At 66.8% G+C, this 16,358-nt stretch carries 20 protein-coding genes; 8 read left to right on the top strand and 12 right to left on the bottom strand.

Annotation, left to right across the window (positions count from 1 at the left end; translation table 11 throughout):
• Positions 1–93 precede the first annotated feature (93 nt).
• Entirely contained in the window at positions 94–300 is a 207-nt protein-coding gene (locus AB7F10_RS00925) for a YdcH family protein (RefSeq protein ID WP_428558191.1), read from the top strand.
• A gap of 8 nt (positions 301–308) precedes the next feature.
• On the opposite strand, the gene AB7F10_RS00920 is transcribed toward AB7F10_RS00925, so the two are convergent.
• Positions 309–917: a GGDEF domain-containing protein gene (locus tag AB7F10_RS00920; protein ID WP_428558192.1), complete on the bottom strand. Its 609-nt coding sequence runs from the start codon at positions 915–917 to the stop codon at positions 309–311.
• A gap of 169 nt (positions 918–1,086) precedes the next feature.
• On the opposite strand from AB7F10_RS00920, the gene purE reads away from it, so the two are divergent.
• The 4 genes from purE to rpsU all read left to right on the top strand — a co-directional run bounded on the left by purE (position 1,087) and on the right by rpsU (position 3,840).
• On the top strand, positions 1,087–1,587 hold the full coding sequence (gene purE / locus AB7F10_RS00915) for a 5-(carboxyamino)imidazole ribonucleotide mutase (RefSeq protein WP_428558193.1): 501 nt from the start codon (positions 1,087–1,089) through the stop codon (positions 1,585–1,587).
• Positions 1,588–1,605: 18 nt separating this feature from the next.
• Positions 1,606–2,682, top strand: coding sequence for a 5-(carboxyamino)imidazole ribonucleotide synthase (locus AB7F10_RS00910; protein ID WP_428558194.1), 1,077 nt, complete (start codon positions 1,606–1,608; stop codon positions 2,680–2,682).
• Between the two features lie 42 nt (positions 2,683–2,724).
• Positions 2,725–3,369 carry a glutathione S-transferase family protein gene (locus AB7F10_RS00905; protein WP_428558196.1) on the top strand — a complete coding sequence of 215 codons (645 nt, stop codon included), beginning with the start codon at positions 2,725–2,727 and terminating at the stop codon, positions 3,367–3,369.
• Positions 3,370–3,579: 210 nt separating this feature from the next.
• Positions 3,580–3,840 carry a 30S ribosomal protein S21 gene (rpsU, locus tag AB7F10_RS00900; protein ID WP_428558197.1) on the top strand — a complete coding sequence of 87 codons (261 nt, stop codon included), beginning with the start codon at positions 3,580–3,582 and terminating at the stop codon, positions 3,838–3,840.
• A 91-nt stretch (positions 3,841–3,931) separates the two neighbouring features.
• Here rpsU and AB7F10_RS00895 read toward each other — a convergent pair whose 3' ends face one another.
• On the bottom strand, positions 3,932–4,858 hold the full coding sequence (locus AB7F10_RS00895) for a LysR family transcriptional regulator (RefSeq protein WP_428558198.1): 927 nt from the start codon (positions 4,856–4,858) through the stop codon (positions 3,932–3,934).
• Positions 4,859–4,967: 109 nt separating this feature from the next.
• Between AB7F10_RS00895 and AB7F10_RS00890 the strand changes: the two genes are divergently transcribed.
• Positions 4,968–5,552 (top strand): carboxymuconolactone decarboxylase family protein, encoded by a 585-nt coding sequence (locus AB7F10_RS00890; protein ID WP_428558200.1) that lies wholly within the window; start codon positions 4,968–4,970, stop codon positions 5,550–5,552.
• 39 nt (positions 5,553–5,591) lie between these two features.
• On the opposite strand, the gene AB7F10_RS00885 is transcribed toward AB7F10_RS00890, so the two are convergent.
• Positions 5,592–6,050: a DUF3574 domain-containing protein gene (locus AB7F10_RS00885; RefSeq protein WP_428558201.1), complete on the bottom strand. Its 459-nt coding sequence runs from the start codon at positions 6,048–6,050 to the stop codon at positions 5,592–5,594.
• Between the two features lie 46 nt (positions 6,051–6,096).
• Here AB7F10_RS00885 and AB7F10_RS00880 point away from each other — a divergent pair, with 46 nt between their 5' ends.
• Positions 6,097–6,579 carry an N-acetyltransferase family protein gene (locus AB7F10_RS00880; RefSeq protein WP_428558202.1) on the top strand — a complete coding sequence of 161 codons (483 nt, stop codon included), beginning with the start codon at positions 6,097–6,099 and terminating at the stop codon, positions 6,577–6,579.
• A gap of 3 nt (positions 6,580–6,582) precedes the next feature.
• Here AB7F10_RS00880 and AB7F10_RS00875 read toward each other — a convergent pair whose 3' ends face one another.
• The 4 genes from AB7F10_RS00875 to AB7F10_RS00860 all read right to left on the bottom strand — a co-directional run bounded on the left by AB7F10_RS00875 (position 6,583) and on the right by AB7F10_RS00860 (position 10,569).
• Positions 6,583–7,755 (bottom strand): hypothetical protein, encoded by a 1,173-nt coding sequence (locus AB7F10_RS00875; protein ID WP_428558203.1) that lies wholly within the window; start codon positions 7,753–7,755, stop codon positions 6,583–6,585.
• An 11-nt stretch (positions 7,756–7,766) separates the two neighbouring features.
• The gene (locus tag AB7F10_RS00870) at positions 7,767–9,032 is read right to left on the bottom strand and encodes an aminotransferase class I/II-fold pyridoxal phosphate-dependent enzyme (RefSeq protein ID WP_428558205.1); all 1,266 of its coding nucleotides are present in this window, start codon (positions 9,030–9,032) and stop codon (positions 7,767–7,769) included.
• Positions 9,033–9,162: 130 nt separating this feature from the next.
• Positions 9,163–9,786, bottom strand: coding sequence for an outer membrane protein (locus AB7F10_RS00865; RefSeq protein WP_428558206.1), 624 nt, complete (start codon positions 9,784–9,786; stop codon positions 9,163–9,165).
• A gap of 399 nt (positions 9,787–10,185) precedes the next feature.
• Positions 10,186–10,569 carry a DUF3606 domain-containing protein gene (locus tag AB7F10_RS00860; RefSeq protein ID WP_428558207.1) on the bottom strand — a complete coding sequence of 128 codons (384 nt, stop codon included), beginning with the start codon at positions 10,567–10,569 and terminating at the stop codon, positions 10,186–10,188.
• An 80-nt stretch (positions 10,570–10,649) separates the two neighbouring features.
• On the opposite strand from AB7F10_RS00860, the gene AB7F10_RS00855 reads away from it, so the two are divergent.
• Entirely contained in the window at positions 10,650–11,921 is a 1,272-nt protein-coding gene (locus tag AB7F10_RS00855) for an MFS transporter (protein ID WP_428558209.1), read from the top strand.
• Positions 11,922–11,932: 11 nt separating this feature from the next.
• Here AB7F10_RS00855 and AB7F10_RS00850 read toward each other — a convergent pair whose 3' ends face one another.
• The 5 genes from AB7F10_RS00850 to AB7F10_RS00830 all read right to left on the bottom strand — a co-directional run bounded on the left by AB7F10_RS00850 (position 11,933) and on the right by AB7F10_RS00830 (position 16,323).
• Positions 11,933–12,310 (bottom strand): sensory rhodopsin transducer, encoded by a 378-nt coding sequence (locus tag AB7F10_RS00850; protein ID WP_428558210.1) that lies wholly within the window; start codon positions 12,308–12,310, stop codon positions 11,933–11,935.
• Positions 12,307–13,281: an NADP-dependent phosphogluconate dehydrogenase gene (locus tag AB7F10_RS00845; protein WP_428558211.1), complete on the bottom strand. Its 975-nt coding sequence runs from the start codon at positions 13,279–13,281 to the stop codon at positions 12,307–12,309. The genes AB7F10_RS00850 and AB7F10_RS00845 overlap by 4 nt, the downstream gene beginning before the upstream one ends.
• Positions 13,282–13,444: 163 nt before the next feature.
• Positions 13,445–14,839: an NAD(P)(+) transhydrogenase (Re/Si-specific) subunit beta gene (locus AB7F10_RS00840; protein WP_428558212.1), complete on the bottom strand. Its 1,395-nt coding sequence runs from the start codon at positions 14,837–14,839 to the stop codon at positions 13,445–13,447.
• An 18-nt stretch (positions 14,840–14,857) separates the two neighbouring features.
• The gene (locus AB7F10_RS00835) at positions 14,858–15,181 is read right to left on the bottom strand and encodes a proton-translocating transhydrogenase family protein (protein WP_428558213.1); all 324 of its coding nucleotides are present in this window, start codon (positions 15,179–15,181) and stop codon (positions 14,858–14,860) included.
• A gap of 11 nt (positions 15,182–15,192) precedes the next feature.
• Positions 15,193–16,323, bottom strand: coding sequence for a Re/Si-specific NAD(P)(+) transhydrogenase subunit alpha (locus AB7F10_RS00830; protein WP_428558214.1), 1,131 nt, complete (start codon positions 16,321–16,323; stop codon positions 15,193–15,195).
• Positions 16,324–16,358 lie beyond the last annotated feature (35 nt).

Here is a 16,358-nt window from a genome sequence, read left to right as displayed (position 1 = left end):
CCATACAGGCGGATTGTGGAAAAATTGGTATAATGAATAAAAGTTTGATCGCGGCCGGGTCGGCGGCGGCCGACCGAACATTTGCGTAAGGCGATGGACAGGGACGACGAACGAGCATTGCGGGAGCAGTTGGCGCGCCTCCTGCAGGAACATCGCGATCTCGACGCCGCCATTGCGGCGCTGGTCGCCTCGCCCGCCTCGGACCTGATCCAGATTCAGCGGCTGAAAAAGCGCAAACTGGGACTGCGCGACCGCATCCGGGCGGTCGAGGACCAGCTGACGCCCGACATCATCGCCTGAAGGTATTTTTAGCCGCGCGACGATCTGCGCGCCGCCATTTTGCGCACATACATCGCGCGGTCGGCGGCATCGAGCACCTCTGCGGTGGTGCGGCCGGGCGTCACCGCGGCGGCGCCGGCCGAAGCGGTGACCGACAACACCGCGCCCTCATGCGTCACGGTGGCGGCGGCGACCGCATTCTCAAGCTCGGCCGCCTTGGCCTGCGCCTGCGCCTCGCCGGCGTTCCACAACAGCAGCGCGAATTCGTCGCCGCCGAGCCTTGCCACAATGTCGGAGGCGCGCACCGCGCCGGTCAGCGCGGCGGCGGCGGCCCGCAGCAGCGCATCGCCGGCGCCGTGGCCGTGGCGGTCGTTGACCGCCTTGAAGCCGTCGAGATCGACATAGACCAGCGCGATGGCGCCGCCGTAGCGGTCGAGATAGGCGATCGAACGGGCCAGTTCCCGCTCGAAGGCGCGGCGGTTGAGAATGTCGAGCAGCGGGTCGATGTCGGCGCGAGCCTCGAGTTCGGCAATTCGCGCCTCGGCCCTGACAAGGGCCGCACGCAAGGTGGCGACCTCGGTGGCGACGTCGGCCTCCGGCGGCGTGGCGGCCTCAGCGGCCGGCGTCTTTCCGGCCACCCGCACGGCCGTCGGTCGATTTCGCTGCGTCATGGTATGAGGATAGCGCGCCTGCCTCGCCTTGCCAGCAGGGGTTCCGTACCTATAATCCCCCGCTTTCCGTTCGGGGCGGGTCCGAACCGGGGGGCCGATGGGCACGTCACGCAGGAAAACGACCAAGAAGGCAAGCATGAAGGCTCGGCGCAAGCCGGCCGCGCCGGTCGCCATCATCATGGGCAGCCAGTCCGACTGGGCGACCATGACCTTCGCCGCGAAGACCCTCGACCAGCTCGGCATCAAATACGACGCCCGCATCGTTTCCGCGCACCGCACGCCGAAGCGGCTTTATGAGTTCGCCCACGGCGCGCGCGCGGCCGGCTTCAAGGTCATCATCGCCGGGGCCGGCGGCGCGGCGCATCTGCCCGGCATGGCGGCGGCGATGACATCGCTGCCAGTGCTCGGCGTGCCGATGAACGTCAACCGGCTCGAAGGCAAGGACAGCCTCGCCTCCATCGTGCAGATGCCGGCCGGCATCCCGGTCGGCACGCTGGCGATCGGCAAGCCGGGCGCGATCAACGCCGCGCTGCTCGCCGCGAGCGTTCTTGCGCTCTCCGACGCCGCGGTCGCCAGAAAGCTCGACGCCTTCCGCGCGCGGCAGACCGCTTCCGTCAAGAAAAAGCCGAAAGGCTGACAGGGACAGAACGCAACCGTGCTCAAGAGCGGCGCGACCATCGGGATTCTCGGCGGCGGACAACTCGGCCGCATGCTGGCGCTGGCGGCGGCGAACCTCGGCTACCGCACGCATATCTATTCGCCGGAGGAAAACTCCTGCGCTTTCGATGTCGCCCACGTCATCACGAAAGCGCCTTACGAGGACGAAAAGGCGCTTGCCGAGTTCGCGCAGGTGGTCGACGTCATCACCTACGAGTTCGAGAACGTGCCGGCGGCGACCGCGACCTTTCTCGCCGCGCGCAAGCAGGTGTTGCCCGACCCGCGCGTGTTAGAAGCGACGCAGGACCGGCTGATCGAGAAGGATTTCGTCAAGGGCCTGAAAATCCCGACCGCGCCCTATGCGCCGGTCCATTCGGCCACGCAGCTTGCCGAAGGGATCGAGAAAGTCGGCCTGCCCGCCGTGCTGAAGACGCGCACGCTCGGCTATGACGGCAAGGGCCAGGCCAAGATCGCGAAGGCCGCCGACGCCATCGACGCCTGGCGCAGCGTCAAGAACGCGCCCTGCATCCTCGAAGGCTTCGTCAAGTTCCAGCGCGAGGTGTCGGTGGTGGCGGCGCGCGACAAGGCCGGCAAGGTCGTCTGCTTCGACATCACCGAGAACCAGCACCGCGACCACATTCTGAAAGTGTCGCGCGTGCCGGCGCGGGTGCCGCCCTCGACCGAGCGCGAGGCGCGGCGCATCGCGACAAAAATTGCCGACGCGCTCGACTATGTCGGAGTGCTGGCGGTCGAGATGTTCGCGGTGAAGCGCGGCCGCGCCACGGAATTGCTGGTCAACGAGATCGCGCCGCGGGTGCACAATTCCGGCCACTGGACGATCGACGGCGCGACGGTGTCGCAGTTCGAGCAGCATATCCGCGCCATCGCCGGCCTGCCGCTCGGCAAGCCGCTGCGGCTCGGCCGCGTCGAGATGATCAACCTGATCGGCGCCGAGATCGAGGAGGCGACGCGCTGGATGAAAGTCCCCGGCGCCTCGGTGCACGTTTACGGCAAGAAGGAAGCCCGCCCGGGCCGCAAGATGGGGCATGTGACGCGGGTGCGGCCGCAACGCTGACCAGCTCGCGCGACGAATCCAATTGTCTGCCGGAGTTACGCCATGGCGCTGACGCTTTATCTGCACCCCCTCTCCTCGTACTGCCACAAGGCGCTGATCGCGCTCTACGAGAACGGCACGCCGTTCACACCGCAGCTCGTCGAGCTGCACAAGCCGGAGAGCCGCGAGGCGTTCTTTAAAATCTGGCCGGTGGGGAAATTCCCGGTGCTGACGGACGGCGAGCGCGTCATTCCGGAATCGACGCCGATCATCGACTACCTCGCGCTGCATCACCCCGGCCCGGCGACGCTGATCCCGCACGAGCCGGAGGCGGCGCTTGCGGTGCGCGCGCTGGACCGCTTCTACGACCTGAACGTCCACACCCACATGCAGAAGATCATCGGCGACCGCATCCGCCCGGAAGGCCGCAAGGACCCGCACGGCGTCGAACATGCGCGCAAGGCGATGCACACCGCGCTCGCCATCGCGGAGAACGACATGGGCGGGCGCGAATGGGCGGCGGGCGGCGGGTTCAGCCTCGCGGACTGCGCGGCCGCGCCGGCGCTGTTCTACATCAACGAGGCGATCGACCCGCTGGCCGGCCGCTATCCGGCGCTGACCGCCTATCTCGGCCGGCTGATGAAGCGGCCGTCCTACGCCCGCGCGCTGGCGGAGGCGCAGCCTTATCTCCACATGCTGCCCCGCTGAAGGCCTGATTTCCGGCTCGGAACCGACGAAAACGCCCGTCCGGCCGCGGAAAGCCACGGAAAGGCTGGCGACAGCAGCCTTTGCATGGACTCTCAGGCCCTTTTCTGCTACCCCCGCCCGACTCGAAGGCCTGTTTTTGGCGGGTTTTCGACCCGGCTTCCAGCCAACCGAATTCGTTCCAACCGGGGCCAAGGACCCAGAGGAGAAAGCGTGCAGGTTCTCGTTCGCGACAACAACGTCGATCAAGCCCTCAAGGCGCTCAAGAAGAAGATGCAGCGCGAGGGTATTTTCCGCGAGATGAAGCTTCGCGGCCATTACGAAAAGCCCTCCGAGAAACGTGCCCGGGAAAAGGCGGAAGCGATCCGCCGCGCCCGCAAGCTCGCGCGCAAGAAGATGCAGCGCGAAGGTCTCATCCCGTCCAAGCCGCGTCCCGCTCCGGGCGCCGCCGGCGCACGCCGCGGACCGGGCTGATCTCCGGTTATCAGGATCGAATTCGGTGAAGCGCGGGCCTTGTCCCGCGCTTTTGCTTTTTGCGGGGCGCCGGTGACGGCCGCCGCCGGCGTCAGCGGCGTCTCGCCGGCTTCACCGACTGCCAGTGTCCGCTTTTCGTCAGCGCATTCGCGTGCTCGCGGATCATCGCCGCCAATGCGGTGACCGCCGGCTGGCCGGCGCGGGCGCGGTTGACGGCGAGCGTCCAGGTCACGTCGAGACCGCGCACAGGCGCCGCGGCGATACGGGACCGGGCGAGCGCAAGCCCGCTCGGCGGCAGCAGCGTGTAGCCGGCGCCGCGCTCGATCAGATCGATCATCAAGGGCAGGGTTTCGAGTTCGACCGCGACGTTGAAGGCGAGCCCGCGCTTGCGCAGCGCCGTCTCGGCGAGCAGCCGCAGATAGTTCGGCGGGCGGAACGTCAGGAGCGGCTGGCCGGCGAGCCGCTCGATCGCGACCGGCCGGTCGGCGCGCAGCCCCGAGCTGCGAGGACCGGCCAGCATCAGCGGCTCGGACGCAAGCGGTGTCAGCGTGACGTTGCGAAGAACCCTGCGGTCCGCGATCAGCACCGCGAGGTCGGCCGCGCCGCTTCGCATCATATCCTCGAGACCCTGCGAGATCGCCTCGTGGACGTGCAGCAGCACGCCCGGATAGTCGCGCGCGAAACGCTGCACCAGCGGACCGCTCATGACGGTCAGAAGCGACGGCGGCAGACCCAGCGACACGGTGCCGCTCGGCGCCTGCGCATGGGCGCTGATTTCACCGCGCGCCTCCTCCAGCACGCGCAGTGCCTGCACCGCGCGGGCGCGGAACAGCACGCCCGCGTCGGTGAGCGTCACGCCGTGGCGGTGGCGCGCGAGCAGCGGCGCACCGACCTCCGCCTCGAGCGCGGCGATCTGCCGGCTCAGGGTCGGCTGGGTCTGGTTCAAGACGGCGACGGCCCGCGCGAAGCTGCCGAGTTCGGCGATGCGCAGGAAGGCCTGGAGCTGACGGACGTCCATGCCGGCCAGTATACGATTTTTGCAAGGATACGATACGAAACATTCATTTTACGAAAGGCCAAGGCCGCCCTAGCCTCGGCACCAACAATCAACCTCAGGGAGACCGCCCATGCCCCGCCTGCGTTACATCGACGACTCCGAAATGACCCCGCAGATCCGCGAGATGGTCGCCTCGGCGGAACGCACCGGCGCGCCGGACCCGCGCGTGGTGCGCATCATGTCGCGCTCAAAGGTCGGCATCGCCTGGATCGAATGCTGGAACAAGGTGCTCTATGAGGGCGTGCTGCCGCACAAGATGAAGGAAATGTGCCGCATCAAGATTTCGGTCGCCCATCAGTGCGGCTATTGCTCGACGGTGCGCTCGAAGGTCGCGCAGGCCGAGGGCCTGACCGAGGAGATCATCGACGACGTGCTCAACGACTATCAGAACAGCAACAAGCTCACGGCGCGCGAGAAGGCGGCGCTGAAATACGCCGAGCTGTTCAAGTCGGGCGAGCACGCAATCGACCGCGACGAGGTTTATCGCGAGTTGCAGGAAACCTTCACCGACGAAGAGATCATCGAACTCGGCCAGCTCTGCGCGCAGACCGACGGCGTCGGCAAGCTCGCGAAGTCGTTCAACGTCATCAGCTGGGAACAGGCCTGCGAGCTCAATCCGCGGCTCGGAACGGCGCCGGCGCAGGCGGCCGAATAGGCCGCCGGACCGGCCGGTCCCCTTTTTCGGGATCGGCCCCTAGAACGCCGCGCAGACGGGGCGCGTGACGACGCCGACCGACTGCTGGTGGAAGCGCGTCTTGTAGGCCTGCGCGATGGCCGCGATGCGCTCGCGCGCGGCCGGCTCGTCGCCGGTCATCAGCACCACCAGCTTGCTCTTTTCCCGCACGATCCGGCCGGTCGCGGTGTCGCGCCACTGGCCGGCGGCGTCGATCACGGTCAGCCCGGCGGGAAAGCGCGGCGTGATCTCCGCCGCCACGAAACGCGCAAAAGCCCGCTCGCTGACGGCGAGACGGCCGCCGATATTGCGGCCGAACAGCAGTTCCGCCCGCATCATCGCCGTCGACGGCAGAGGGCAGCTCAGCCCTTGTGCCGCCGGCACGTCCCGTGCCGCCGGCGCATCCTGCGCGCCCGCCGTTCCCGCCGGCATCGCCGCGGCGAGCGCCACGGCGGCGGCAAATGCTTTCAAGCCCCGCATGGACCCATGTTAGCATGACCCCCGACAGGCTGGAGGCTGGACCGGAATGGACATCAGACCCGCCACCTCGGAGGACGACGACGCAATCTGGCGCGTGCTCCAGCCGGTGTTCCGCGCCGGCGAGACCTATCCGATCCCCCGCGACATCGGCCGCGCCGAGGCCCTCGCCTACTGGCACACCCCCGGCCACCATGTGTTCCTCGTCGAGGACATGGGCGGCGTGGTCGGCACCTATTATCTGCGCGCCAACCAGCGCGGCGGCGGTGCCCATGTCGCCAATTGCGGCTATATCGTCGCCGACGAGCAGACGCACAAAGGCGTCGCGCGGGCGATGTGCATCCACTCGATCGAGCAGGCCAAGCAGCTCAGCTTCCGCGCCATGCAGTTCAACTTCGTGGTCAGCACCAACAGCCGCGCGGTCAAGCTGTGGCAGAGCATGGGCTTCGAGATCGTCGGCAAGCTGCCGCACGCCTTCCATCACCCGACGCGCGGGCATGTCGACGCCTATGTGATGTTCCGGACGCTGTAGATTTCACATCTCGCGGGCATAGACGCGGTAGGTCTTGACCGGACCGCCGAAGAAACCGGTCAGCAGGCGGACCAACGGGCGGTTCTGCTTGAGAACCCAGACGTAATAGATGATGCCCTTCTCGCCGCCCGGGGCATTCCACTGCGGGCAGACCTTCGGGAAGTCGCGCAGGATCGCGAGCCACAAGGCGATTACGGACAGGCCGCCGGGGCTGCCGCTCTGAAACTCCGGGCGCAGCCCGAACAGCACCAGCCGCGACGAGCGTATCCGGCGAAACAAAAACGCTGCCAGGAGCCGGAGCACATTGAAGGGAAACAGGCGCCCCCGGAATGTCTTGATCACCGCATTGATGTCCGGCAGTACGAGCGAAAACCCGGCCTCCTTGCCGTCCACCATGACGAACGCGCCGAACTCATCACGAAACAACGGGCGCAGGCTGCCGACGCCGTAATCGACCTCCGCGCGGCTGAGCGGAACGAAACCCCAGTTGGTCCGCCAGCCGGCATTGAAGATGTCCAGCATCAGGTCCAGTTCGCTGTCGAGCCTGGCGCGGTCGAAACGGCGCACCGTGACCCGCGCCTGCTTCGCGATACGGTCCGTCGCCCATTGAAACGACGACAGCGACGCTTCCGGGTCGTGATGAAATTCCAGCAGGTCGGCGATGCCCGAAAATCCGCGCCGTTCGAGCAGCCCGCTTTGCCACGGCGCCGATTGCGGAACCATGACGGCGGCACGCTTGCCGAAGCCCTCGACCAGAAGCCCGCACTCCTCATTGACCGAAAGGCTGAAAGGACCGGCCATCCGCGTCATGCCGCGCGCGGCAAGCCAGTCGCGCGCCGCATCGAGCAACGCATCGGCGACAGTGCCGTCGTCCGGCACGTCGAAAAACCCGAAGTGGCCTGTATTGTCGCGATGCTGCTCGAGATGCCGCCGGTTGACCTGCGCGCTGATGCGGCCGACCGGCCGGCCGTCCCGGTAGGCGACGAAGAACTCCGCGTCCGCGAAGCGGAAGAAGGGATTGCGCGGATCGATGCGCCGCCGCTCGAAGAAGTCGAGCGGCGCCACCCAATGCGGATCGTCGCCGTAAATCGCGTGCGGCACCCGCAGCCAGCCACGAATGTCTTTCGTCTGCGAGAGCGGGCGAACCTCGACGGCCGGGGTTGCGGCGTCCGTCACCGGAACCGGCCTCACGTCGGCCGGGCTTTGCCGGACAAGACCTCGTGCAGCGCCGTCACCGCAGTGTCGAGATGTTCGATCCGGTGCGCCGCCGAAATGCTGACCCGCAGGTTGATCTGGTTGGACGGCGTCGCCGGCGGCAGCAGCAAATTGACGTAGATGCCGCGATCGAGCAGCGCCTCCCATTGCGCATGCGCGCGATAGGACAGCGGCAGCACCTGGCTTCCGATCGGTCCGTCGCCCGTCAACGGCAGGCCGCACGCTTCAAGCGCGCCGCGCACATAGGCCACGTTGCTCCAGAGCCGCTCGCGCAGGGCGGCGTCCTTCGCAATGATCGCGAGCGCAGCCCGCGCGGCGGCGATGACAGCCGGCGGCAACGACGCGGAATAGATGTAGGAGCGCGCCATCATGCGCAGGCCGCGCAGCGCATCGAGATCGCTGACGCAGAAGCCGCCGATGACGCCAACACTCTTGCTGAAAGTTCCGACGATGATGTCGGCCAGATGCTCGACGCCTAGATGCTCGCAGGCGCCGCGGCCGTTCTTACCGTAAATGCCGAGCGCATGCGCCTCGTCCACGACGGAGACCGCGCCGTGCCGGCGCGCCACTGCGAGCAACGCCGGCAAATTCGCGATGTCGCCCAGCACGCTATAGACCCCCTCCAGAACGACGAGGGTTCGCGCGCCCGGAATTGCCGAGCGCCTGAAGTTGTCTTCCAGACTTCCGGCGCTGTCGTGCTCGAACAGCCGGACCAGCGCCCCGCTCTGTTTCGCGGCGTCGACGATGCTGGCATGCGAATGCGCGTCGAGAAAAATCGCGTCGCCCTTGCCGACAAGCGCAGTGATCAGGCCGAGATTGGCCATGAATCCGGTACTGAACACGGTCGCGTGCCTGCGCCCGTAAAGCGCGGCCACCTCTTGCTCGAGAGCGAGATGCCCGCTCAGGGTGCCGCCGGCGACGCGCGACGCGGTCGAGCCGACGCCGTTGCAGCGCATGGCCTGTTCGGCCGCCGCGATGCAGTCGGGGTGGAAGTTGAGGCCGAGATAGCTGTTGGTGCCGAACAGCAGCGTCCGCTTGCCGCGCACATGGGCCTCGACCGGGCTTTCGATCGAGTCGAGCACGAGCGTGAAGGGATCGATCAGCCCGCCAAGGATACGTTCAACCCGGCGGCTCTGGCGATCGGCGCGATCGAGAATGCCGAGCCGGCCAATGTCGGGGGCAAGCTCGGATATAACCGCAGTCGCCAGCCGGCGAACGGCGCTGTTGTTGGACCACATCGCGGACAGACCGTCATGTTCTCGAGCCGGCAAGCATCGGCGCGTGCGCCCACATTAAGCGGGAATACCCGTTCGCCAAAGCGGCCGCCCAAAGACAATCCGGGCGCCCGAAGGCGCCCGGTGCCGGATCCTAGAACCGGTATTCGAGAACGCCGGCGATCGTGTTGGCCTTCATGTCGAACGAGCCGACGATGCCGCAGACCGTCGGCCCGCAGTCATAACGCTCGCTCGATGCGATCACGCGGTTGTAAACGACGCCCGCGGTCCAGTGCTCGGTGATGGCGACGTTGACGCCGACACCGATGGTCCCGAGCGTATGGGTGTTGGTCACCCACGGCGAAGCGACGCCGCCGGCTGTCGTTTCCCGGCCCTTGATACGCGCCAGACCGAAGCCGCCGGTGACGTAGGGCATGACACGGCCGAACGCATAACCGAGCTGGATCTGACCGAGGACCGAGTAGACCATCTTGCCTTCGTTCAGATTGCCGAAGATCAGCGTGTCGTCCTTGGTGGCGATAAGCGGCGCGCCGAGCTGAGCGCCGAGCACGACATTGTTGGAGAACTGGTGGCGATAGCCGCCCTGAATTCCGGCGAAGGTGGAATTCGTCTTGGTGGACGCCGGCAGCGCGTTGAACGGATTCACCGTCGTATTGATCGTGCCGCTGAGATAGCCAACGTGAGCGCCGAGATACCAACCCGTCCAGTTATAGGTATAGGCCACAGGGGCCGCTTGCACCGAGGCCTTGACCGGCATGTCCGCCGCCTGAGCACCCGACCCGACAAGCAACCCGAAACACGCGGCCACGGCCGCGACTACGGAACGACGCATAAAACCCCCCATCGCGCTTCATAAAAGCGGAACGAGCCTAGCGAGCCGCACCGGAGAAAAATATGTCCTTTTGGCAACACCCCACAGCATTTGGATACGATTTATTAAGGATCGCCGCCGAGACGAAATACGCAGCAAGATCAATATCTTGATTAAAATTCGAGGCGGCTACGATGCTCCCGCGCGAACCGGCGACGCCAAAGCCTGACGCGGCGGCCCGGACGCCGGGGTCTTGCGCCACCGGCAACAAAAACGCGCGCCGCAGAACGGCGCGCGTCTTGAATTCGTGGCGCGCGGAGCGGCGACGCCGATTTCGCCGGACGGCTACCGCCGCTTCTTCCTGCCGGCCGATGTCTTGCGCGCCCGCTTCTTCGATGCGGCGATGTAGGCGCCGACTTTCTTCGACGAACGCCCGGCAGCCTTCACCGCCGCCTTGAGCTTCGCCGGCGTCACCTTGAACTTCTTCGACCAGTAGCGGACCTCGTAGGCCTCCTTGGTCGAGATCAGCGCGCGGTCGCGGGCCTTGTGCTTCTGCAGCTTGATATAGGCCTCGACCTTCTTCGCCGAGCGGCCGGCTTTCTTGACCGCGTATTTCAGCTTGGCCGGAGTGACCTTGAACTTCTTGGACCAGTAGCGGACTTCGTAAGGTTCGCTGATCGCGATCAACGCACGATCGGCGCCACCGCGTTTCGCCTTGTTGTCAGCCATCGGGCAATCCTCCGTTCAGCAATGAATCGGTCCCGTCAGGATAGCCGATTGCCGCCGATTCCCGGAAACGAAAGTCAATCATGCAGCCGCCCCCTTCAAAGCCGGCCGCAGACCTGTATAAGAAGCCCTCGTTTTCGGACCAGTTCACTCCCTTGCCGGACATGCAGACCACCACACGCTGGGGCGCCGTCGCCGCCCTGCTCGTCGCGGGCATCATCGTCGCCTTGCAGATCGGCAAGGCGGTGATCGCCGTGCCGGTGGTGCAGAAGGAACTGGCGATCTCGCTGTCGCTCGCCGCCTGGATCATCGGCACCTACGGCCTGCTCGGCGCGATTGCCGGCCTGCCGACCGGCATCGCGATGTCGCTGGTGTCGGGCAAGAAGGCGCTGACCGGCGGGCTGATCGCCTGCGGCATCGGCAGCCTCGCCGGCGCGCTCGCCGACAACGGCCTGTTTCTGATCGCCACCCGCGCGATCGAAGGCGCGGGCTTCCTGATCGCCGTCATCTCGATCCCGCGCCTGCTTCGCATCGTCACCTCCGCGCGCGACTCCGGCCCGGTGCTGGCGGTGTGGGGCGCCTATATGCCCGTCGGCTCGCTCATCATGATCCTCGCCGGCCCCTGGCTGATGCACTTCGGCTGGCAGACGATGTGGGTGGTCAACGGCGCGATCGCGCTCGGCTATGCGGCGCTGATCGCCACCATCGACTTCCGCGAACCGCCGCCCGGCGCGCGCGACGTCCGCGCCGTGCTCGGCAATGCGCGCGCCGTGGTGACGGAGCCGGGTCCGCTGCTGCTCGCTTTCGCCTTCGGCCTCTACACCTTCCAGTACGCCGCGATGGTCGGCCTGCTGCCGGTGCTGCTGGTCGACCGCATGGGGATGTCGATCGCCGGCGCCGGCGCGATCAGCGCCATCGCGGTCGCCGGCAATGCGATCGGCAACATGTCGGCCGGAATCCTGGTGCGGCTCGGCATCCCGATCTGGGTGGTGGCGGCGGCCGCCTTCGTGTTCGTCGGCTTCGCCGGTTATGGCGTGTTTTCGGACATGCTGCCGGTCGCCGGCATCGCGGTGCTGGCGGCGATGAGCCTCGGCGTCACCGGACTTATTCCGGCGTCCGCCTTCGCGGCGGCGCCGACATTTGCGCGCGACACCACGGTGCTCGCCATCGTGCTCGGCCTGTTCAACCAGGCGAGCAATATCGGCAACCTGCTCGGGCCGATCGGGATGGCGGGCGTGGTCGAGCGGCTCGGCTGGACCTTCGCGCCGCTGCTGTTTGCCGGGATCGGCGTGGTCGGTGTCTCGACGGCGCTGCTGCTCGGCGTCGCGATGACGGCCGGGCCGGCGCGGCGCTGACACCGTCCGACTCAGGCGACCGGACAGGCGATGGTCGACAACAAGGCAAGCGCCGGCTGGCGCGTATCGAGCCGCGTGTGCTGCACCACGACCGGCTGGTCCGCTGCGATGACGCTGGCGAAGTCCGTGCCTTTCGGCACCGGCGCGGGATCGGAAAAATCGTTGAACCGCAGATGCAGTGTGCGCCGCGCGCCGCAGACGAAACGATAAGGCCCGACCGGTTCGCGATCCGCGAAGTAAATGGTGATCTCGATCTGCGCGTCGGCGTCGCCGACGTTGAGGATGCAGACCGTCTCGTGGCTGGTCAGTTCGCGGCTGGTGCCGGTCGACTGCGGCGGAATATAGCCTTCCGCGATGGCCCAGACGCGGTGGCCGACCGGTCCGGTCATGACCTGCGCTCCCGGCCAACGAAGCCACCCACGCGGCCGGTGTGCCGCTCATGGGCGATGCCGCGATCCGCACCGAACGGATGGCCGCCGAAGCCGTGGCGCATCAGGCTCACCGCGCGCGCCGCATCGCGGTCGGCATCGCGCGACGCGATGAGCTGCACCACCGCCTGGGTGATGACCGGGACCGGCACCTCCATGTGCAAGGCGTCGTCGACCAGCCAGTTCACCTCGCCGGTGTCCTCCACGTAAGGCGGCGTCGCGGAAAGCCCGTCCTGCGCGGCATACATCTGCTGCATCAGCTCGATCAGCCAGGAGCGGATCACCGAGCCGTGGTTCCAGCACTGCAGGATGGCGTCGACCGGAAGCGGCTCGCGGTAATGCGCGAGCAGGTCCATTCCCTCGCCGATCGCCTGCAGCATGCCGAACTCGATGCCGTTATGCACCAGCTTGACGAAATGGCCGGCGCCCGGCGGTCCGGCGTGGACATAGCCGCCCTCGACCGCGAGCCTGCGCAGCAGCGGCGCGATCTTCGCCACCGGCTCCGCCTCGCCGCCGATCATGAAGCAGGCGCCGTCGCGCGCGCCGCCCGGCCCGCCGGACGTGCCGGCGTCGATGAAGTGCAGCCCCTTCGCTTTCAGCCGCGCGTGGCGGCGAATGGAATCGCCCCAATATGAATTGCCGCCGTCGGCGACGATGTCGCCCGGCGACAACGCCTCCAGCAGCTGGTCAAGCAACCGATCGACCGGCGGACCGGCCGGTACATAGAGCATGATGAAGCGCGGCGGCGGGAGGAGCGCGGCGAGAGCGTCCGAATCTTTCGCGGGCCGGACGCCGGCCTTCACCAGTTCGTCGGAGACCGGCCGGACATCGAGGCCGGCGACCTTGAAGCCATGCGCGAGCGCGTTTTCGGCAAGCCCCGCGCCCATCTTGCCGAGCCCGACGATGCCGAAGCTGCGGATGGAATCGGACATGCTGCGATCTCCGAAAGGACATCGCCCCTGTCCGACAACGCTTCATCCCCCGACTGGTTGCAGGCGGCGTGCCTTACATTCCCGTAACGTGAACGATACGAAAACGGCGCGCATGGCCAGGCCAGCGCGCCGCTGAATTGCATTGCTGGATTGTGACGTCAGCCTACATCGCCTTGACGATCTGCTCGGTCATCTTCTTGGCGTCGCCGAGCAGCATCATGGTGTTGTCGCGATAGAACAGGGGATTGTCGATGCCGGCATAGCCCGAGGCGAGCGACCGCTTGATGAACATCACGGTGCCGGCCTTCCAGACCTGCAGCACCGGCATGCCGTAAATGGGAGAGGTCTTGTCTTCTTCCGCCGCCGGGTTGGTGACGTCGTTCGCGCCGATGACGAAGGCGATGTCGGCCTGGGCGAATTCCGAGTTGATGTCCTCGAGCTCGAACACTTCATCGTAAGGCACGTTCGCTTCGGCCAGCAGCACGTTCATATGGCCGGGCATGCGGCCGGCGACCGGGTGGATGGCGTATTTGACCTCGACGCCTTCCTTCTTGAGATGGTCGGCCATCTCGCGCAGCGCGTGCTGCGCCTGCGCCACCGCCATGCCGTAACCCGGCACGATGATGACCTTGGAGGCGTTCTTCATGATGTAGGCGGCGTCTTCCGCCGAGCCGAGCTTGACCGGGCGCTGCTCCGCCGCGCCGCCGCCCGCCGCCACCTCGCCGCCGAAGCCGCCGAGGATGACGGAGATGAACGAGCGGTTCATGCCCTTGCACATGATGTAGGACAGGATCGCGCCCGAGGAGCCGACCAGCGCGCCGGTGATGATGAGCGCCGAATTGCCGAGCGTGAAGCCGATGCCGGCGGCTGCCCAGCCGGAATAGGAGTTCAGCATCGAGATCACCACCGGCATGTCGGCGCCGCCGATCGGGATGATGATGAGGATGCCGAGCAGCAGCGACAGCGCGACGATCAGCCAAAAATCCATCACCGACTGCGAGACGAAGAAGCCGTAGATGAAGAACACCAGCGCCGCGGCGAGCCCGATGTTGATGATGTGGCGGCCCGGCAGCGTGATCGGCTTGCCGCTCATGCGGCCCGACAGCTTCATGAACGCGATCACCGAGCCGGTGAAGGTGATGGCGCCGATGGCGACGCCGAGCGACATCTCGATCAGGCTCTGGCCGTGGATGTGGCCATGCGATCCGATGCCGAAGGCGGTCGGCGCGTAGAACGCGCCGGCGGCGACCAGCACCGCGGCCATGCCGACCAGCGAATGGAAGGCGGCGACCAGTTCCGGCATCGAGGTCATCGGCACCTTGCGCGCGATCACCGCGCCGATGCCGCCGCCGATGGCGATGCCGCCGATCACCAGCGCCCAGGCAAGCCCGTCAGCCGGCGGCTGCGAGGCGAGCGTGGTCAGCACGGCGATCGCCATGCCGATCATGCCGAACATGTTGCCGCGACGGCTGGAGTCCGGGCTCGAGAGGCCGCGCAGCGCCAGGATGAACAGGACGCCGGCGACGAGATAGAGCAGCGCGACGATATTGGCGTTCATGTGATGCCCCCGCCGCCCTTATTTCTTTTTCTTCTGGTACATCGCCAGCATGCGCTGGGTGACCAGGAAGCCGCCGAAGATGTTGATCGAGGCGAACACCAGCGCGACGAAGCCGAGAATGCGCGACCACAGCGGACCCTGGTCGTTCACCGCGAGCGCGACGCCGACCGCGAGCAGCGCGCCGACCACGATCACCGAGGAGATCGCGTTGGTCACCGACATCAGCGGCGTATGCAGCGCGGGCGTCACCGACCACACGACGTAGTAGCCGACGAACATCGCCAGCACGAAGATCGACAGCCGGAACACGAAGGGATCGACGGCGGTGGCAAGCTGGTCCATGGGCGGCTCCCTCAGCTTTTCGGCTGGAAATTCGGGTGGATCACCGCGCCGTCGCGGGTGAGCGCGGTGCCCTTGATGATCTCATCATCCCAGGCGACCGCGATCTTCTTCTCTTTCTTGTCGATCACGACCGTCTCGAGGAAGGTCAGCAGGTTCTTGGCGTAGAGCGCCGAGGCCGAGGCCGCGAGGCGTCCCGGCACGTTGAGATAGCCGACGATCTTGACCTCGCCGGCCTTCGCCACTTCGCCGGCCTTGGCGCCCTCGACATTGCCGCCGCGCTCGACCGCGAGATCGACCAGCACGGAACCGGGACGCATCGAGGCGACCATCTCCTTGCTGACCAGCTTCGGCGCCGGACGGCCCGGAATGAGCGCGGTGGTGATGACGATGTCCTGCTTCTTGATGTGCTCGGCGGTGAGCGCGGCCTGCTTGGCCTGATACTCTTTCGACATTTCCTTGGCGTAGCCGCCGGCGGTCTGCGCGTTCTTGAATTCCTCGTCCTCGACGGCGAGGAACTTGGCGCCGAGGCTCTCGACCTGCTCTTTCGTCGCCGGGCGCACGTCGGTCGCGGTCACGATGGCGCCGAGACGGCGCGCGGTGGCGATCGCCTGAAGGCCGGCGACGCCGACGCCCATGATGAACACCTTGGCGGCCGGCACGGTGCCCGCCGCGGTCATCATCATCGGCAGCGCGCGGCCGTATTCCTCCGCGGCGTCGATCACCGCGCGGTAGCCCGCGAGGTTTGCCTGCGAGGACAGCACGTCCATCGACTGCGCGCGGGTGATGCGCGGCATCAGTTCCATCGCGAAGGCGGCGACGCCGGCATCGGCAAGCTGCTTCAACGCCGCGTCGTTGCCGTAAGGGTCCATGATGGCGACGACGATCGCGCCCTTCTTGTAGGACTTGATCTCCTCGGCCGACGGCCGTCGCACTTTCAGGACAATGTCCGCGTCCTTGACGCCGCCGGCGGCGACTTTCGCGCCCGCCGCTTCATAATCGGCATCGAGAATGCCGGAGGCGACACCCGCGCCGGGCTCGACCACGACTTCGGCGCCAAGCGCGACGAATTTCTTGGCAGTCTCAGGCGTTGCGGCAACGCGCGGCTCGGCCGCGTCGGTTTCGCGTGCGACGGCTATGCGCATTCAGCCCCTCCCCGCCCCTGTACGGTCCGAATCTG

The sequence above is a fragment of the Pseudolabrys sp. genome (assembly GCF_050250095.1).
Lineage (GTDB): Bacteria > Pseudomonadota > Alphaproteobacteria > Rhizobiales > Xanthobacteraceae > Pseudolabrys.
This window is presented reverse-complemented; position numbering and strand designations above follow the sequence as displayed.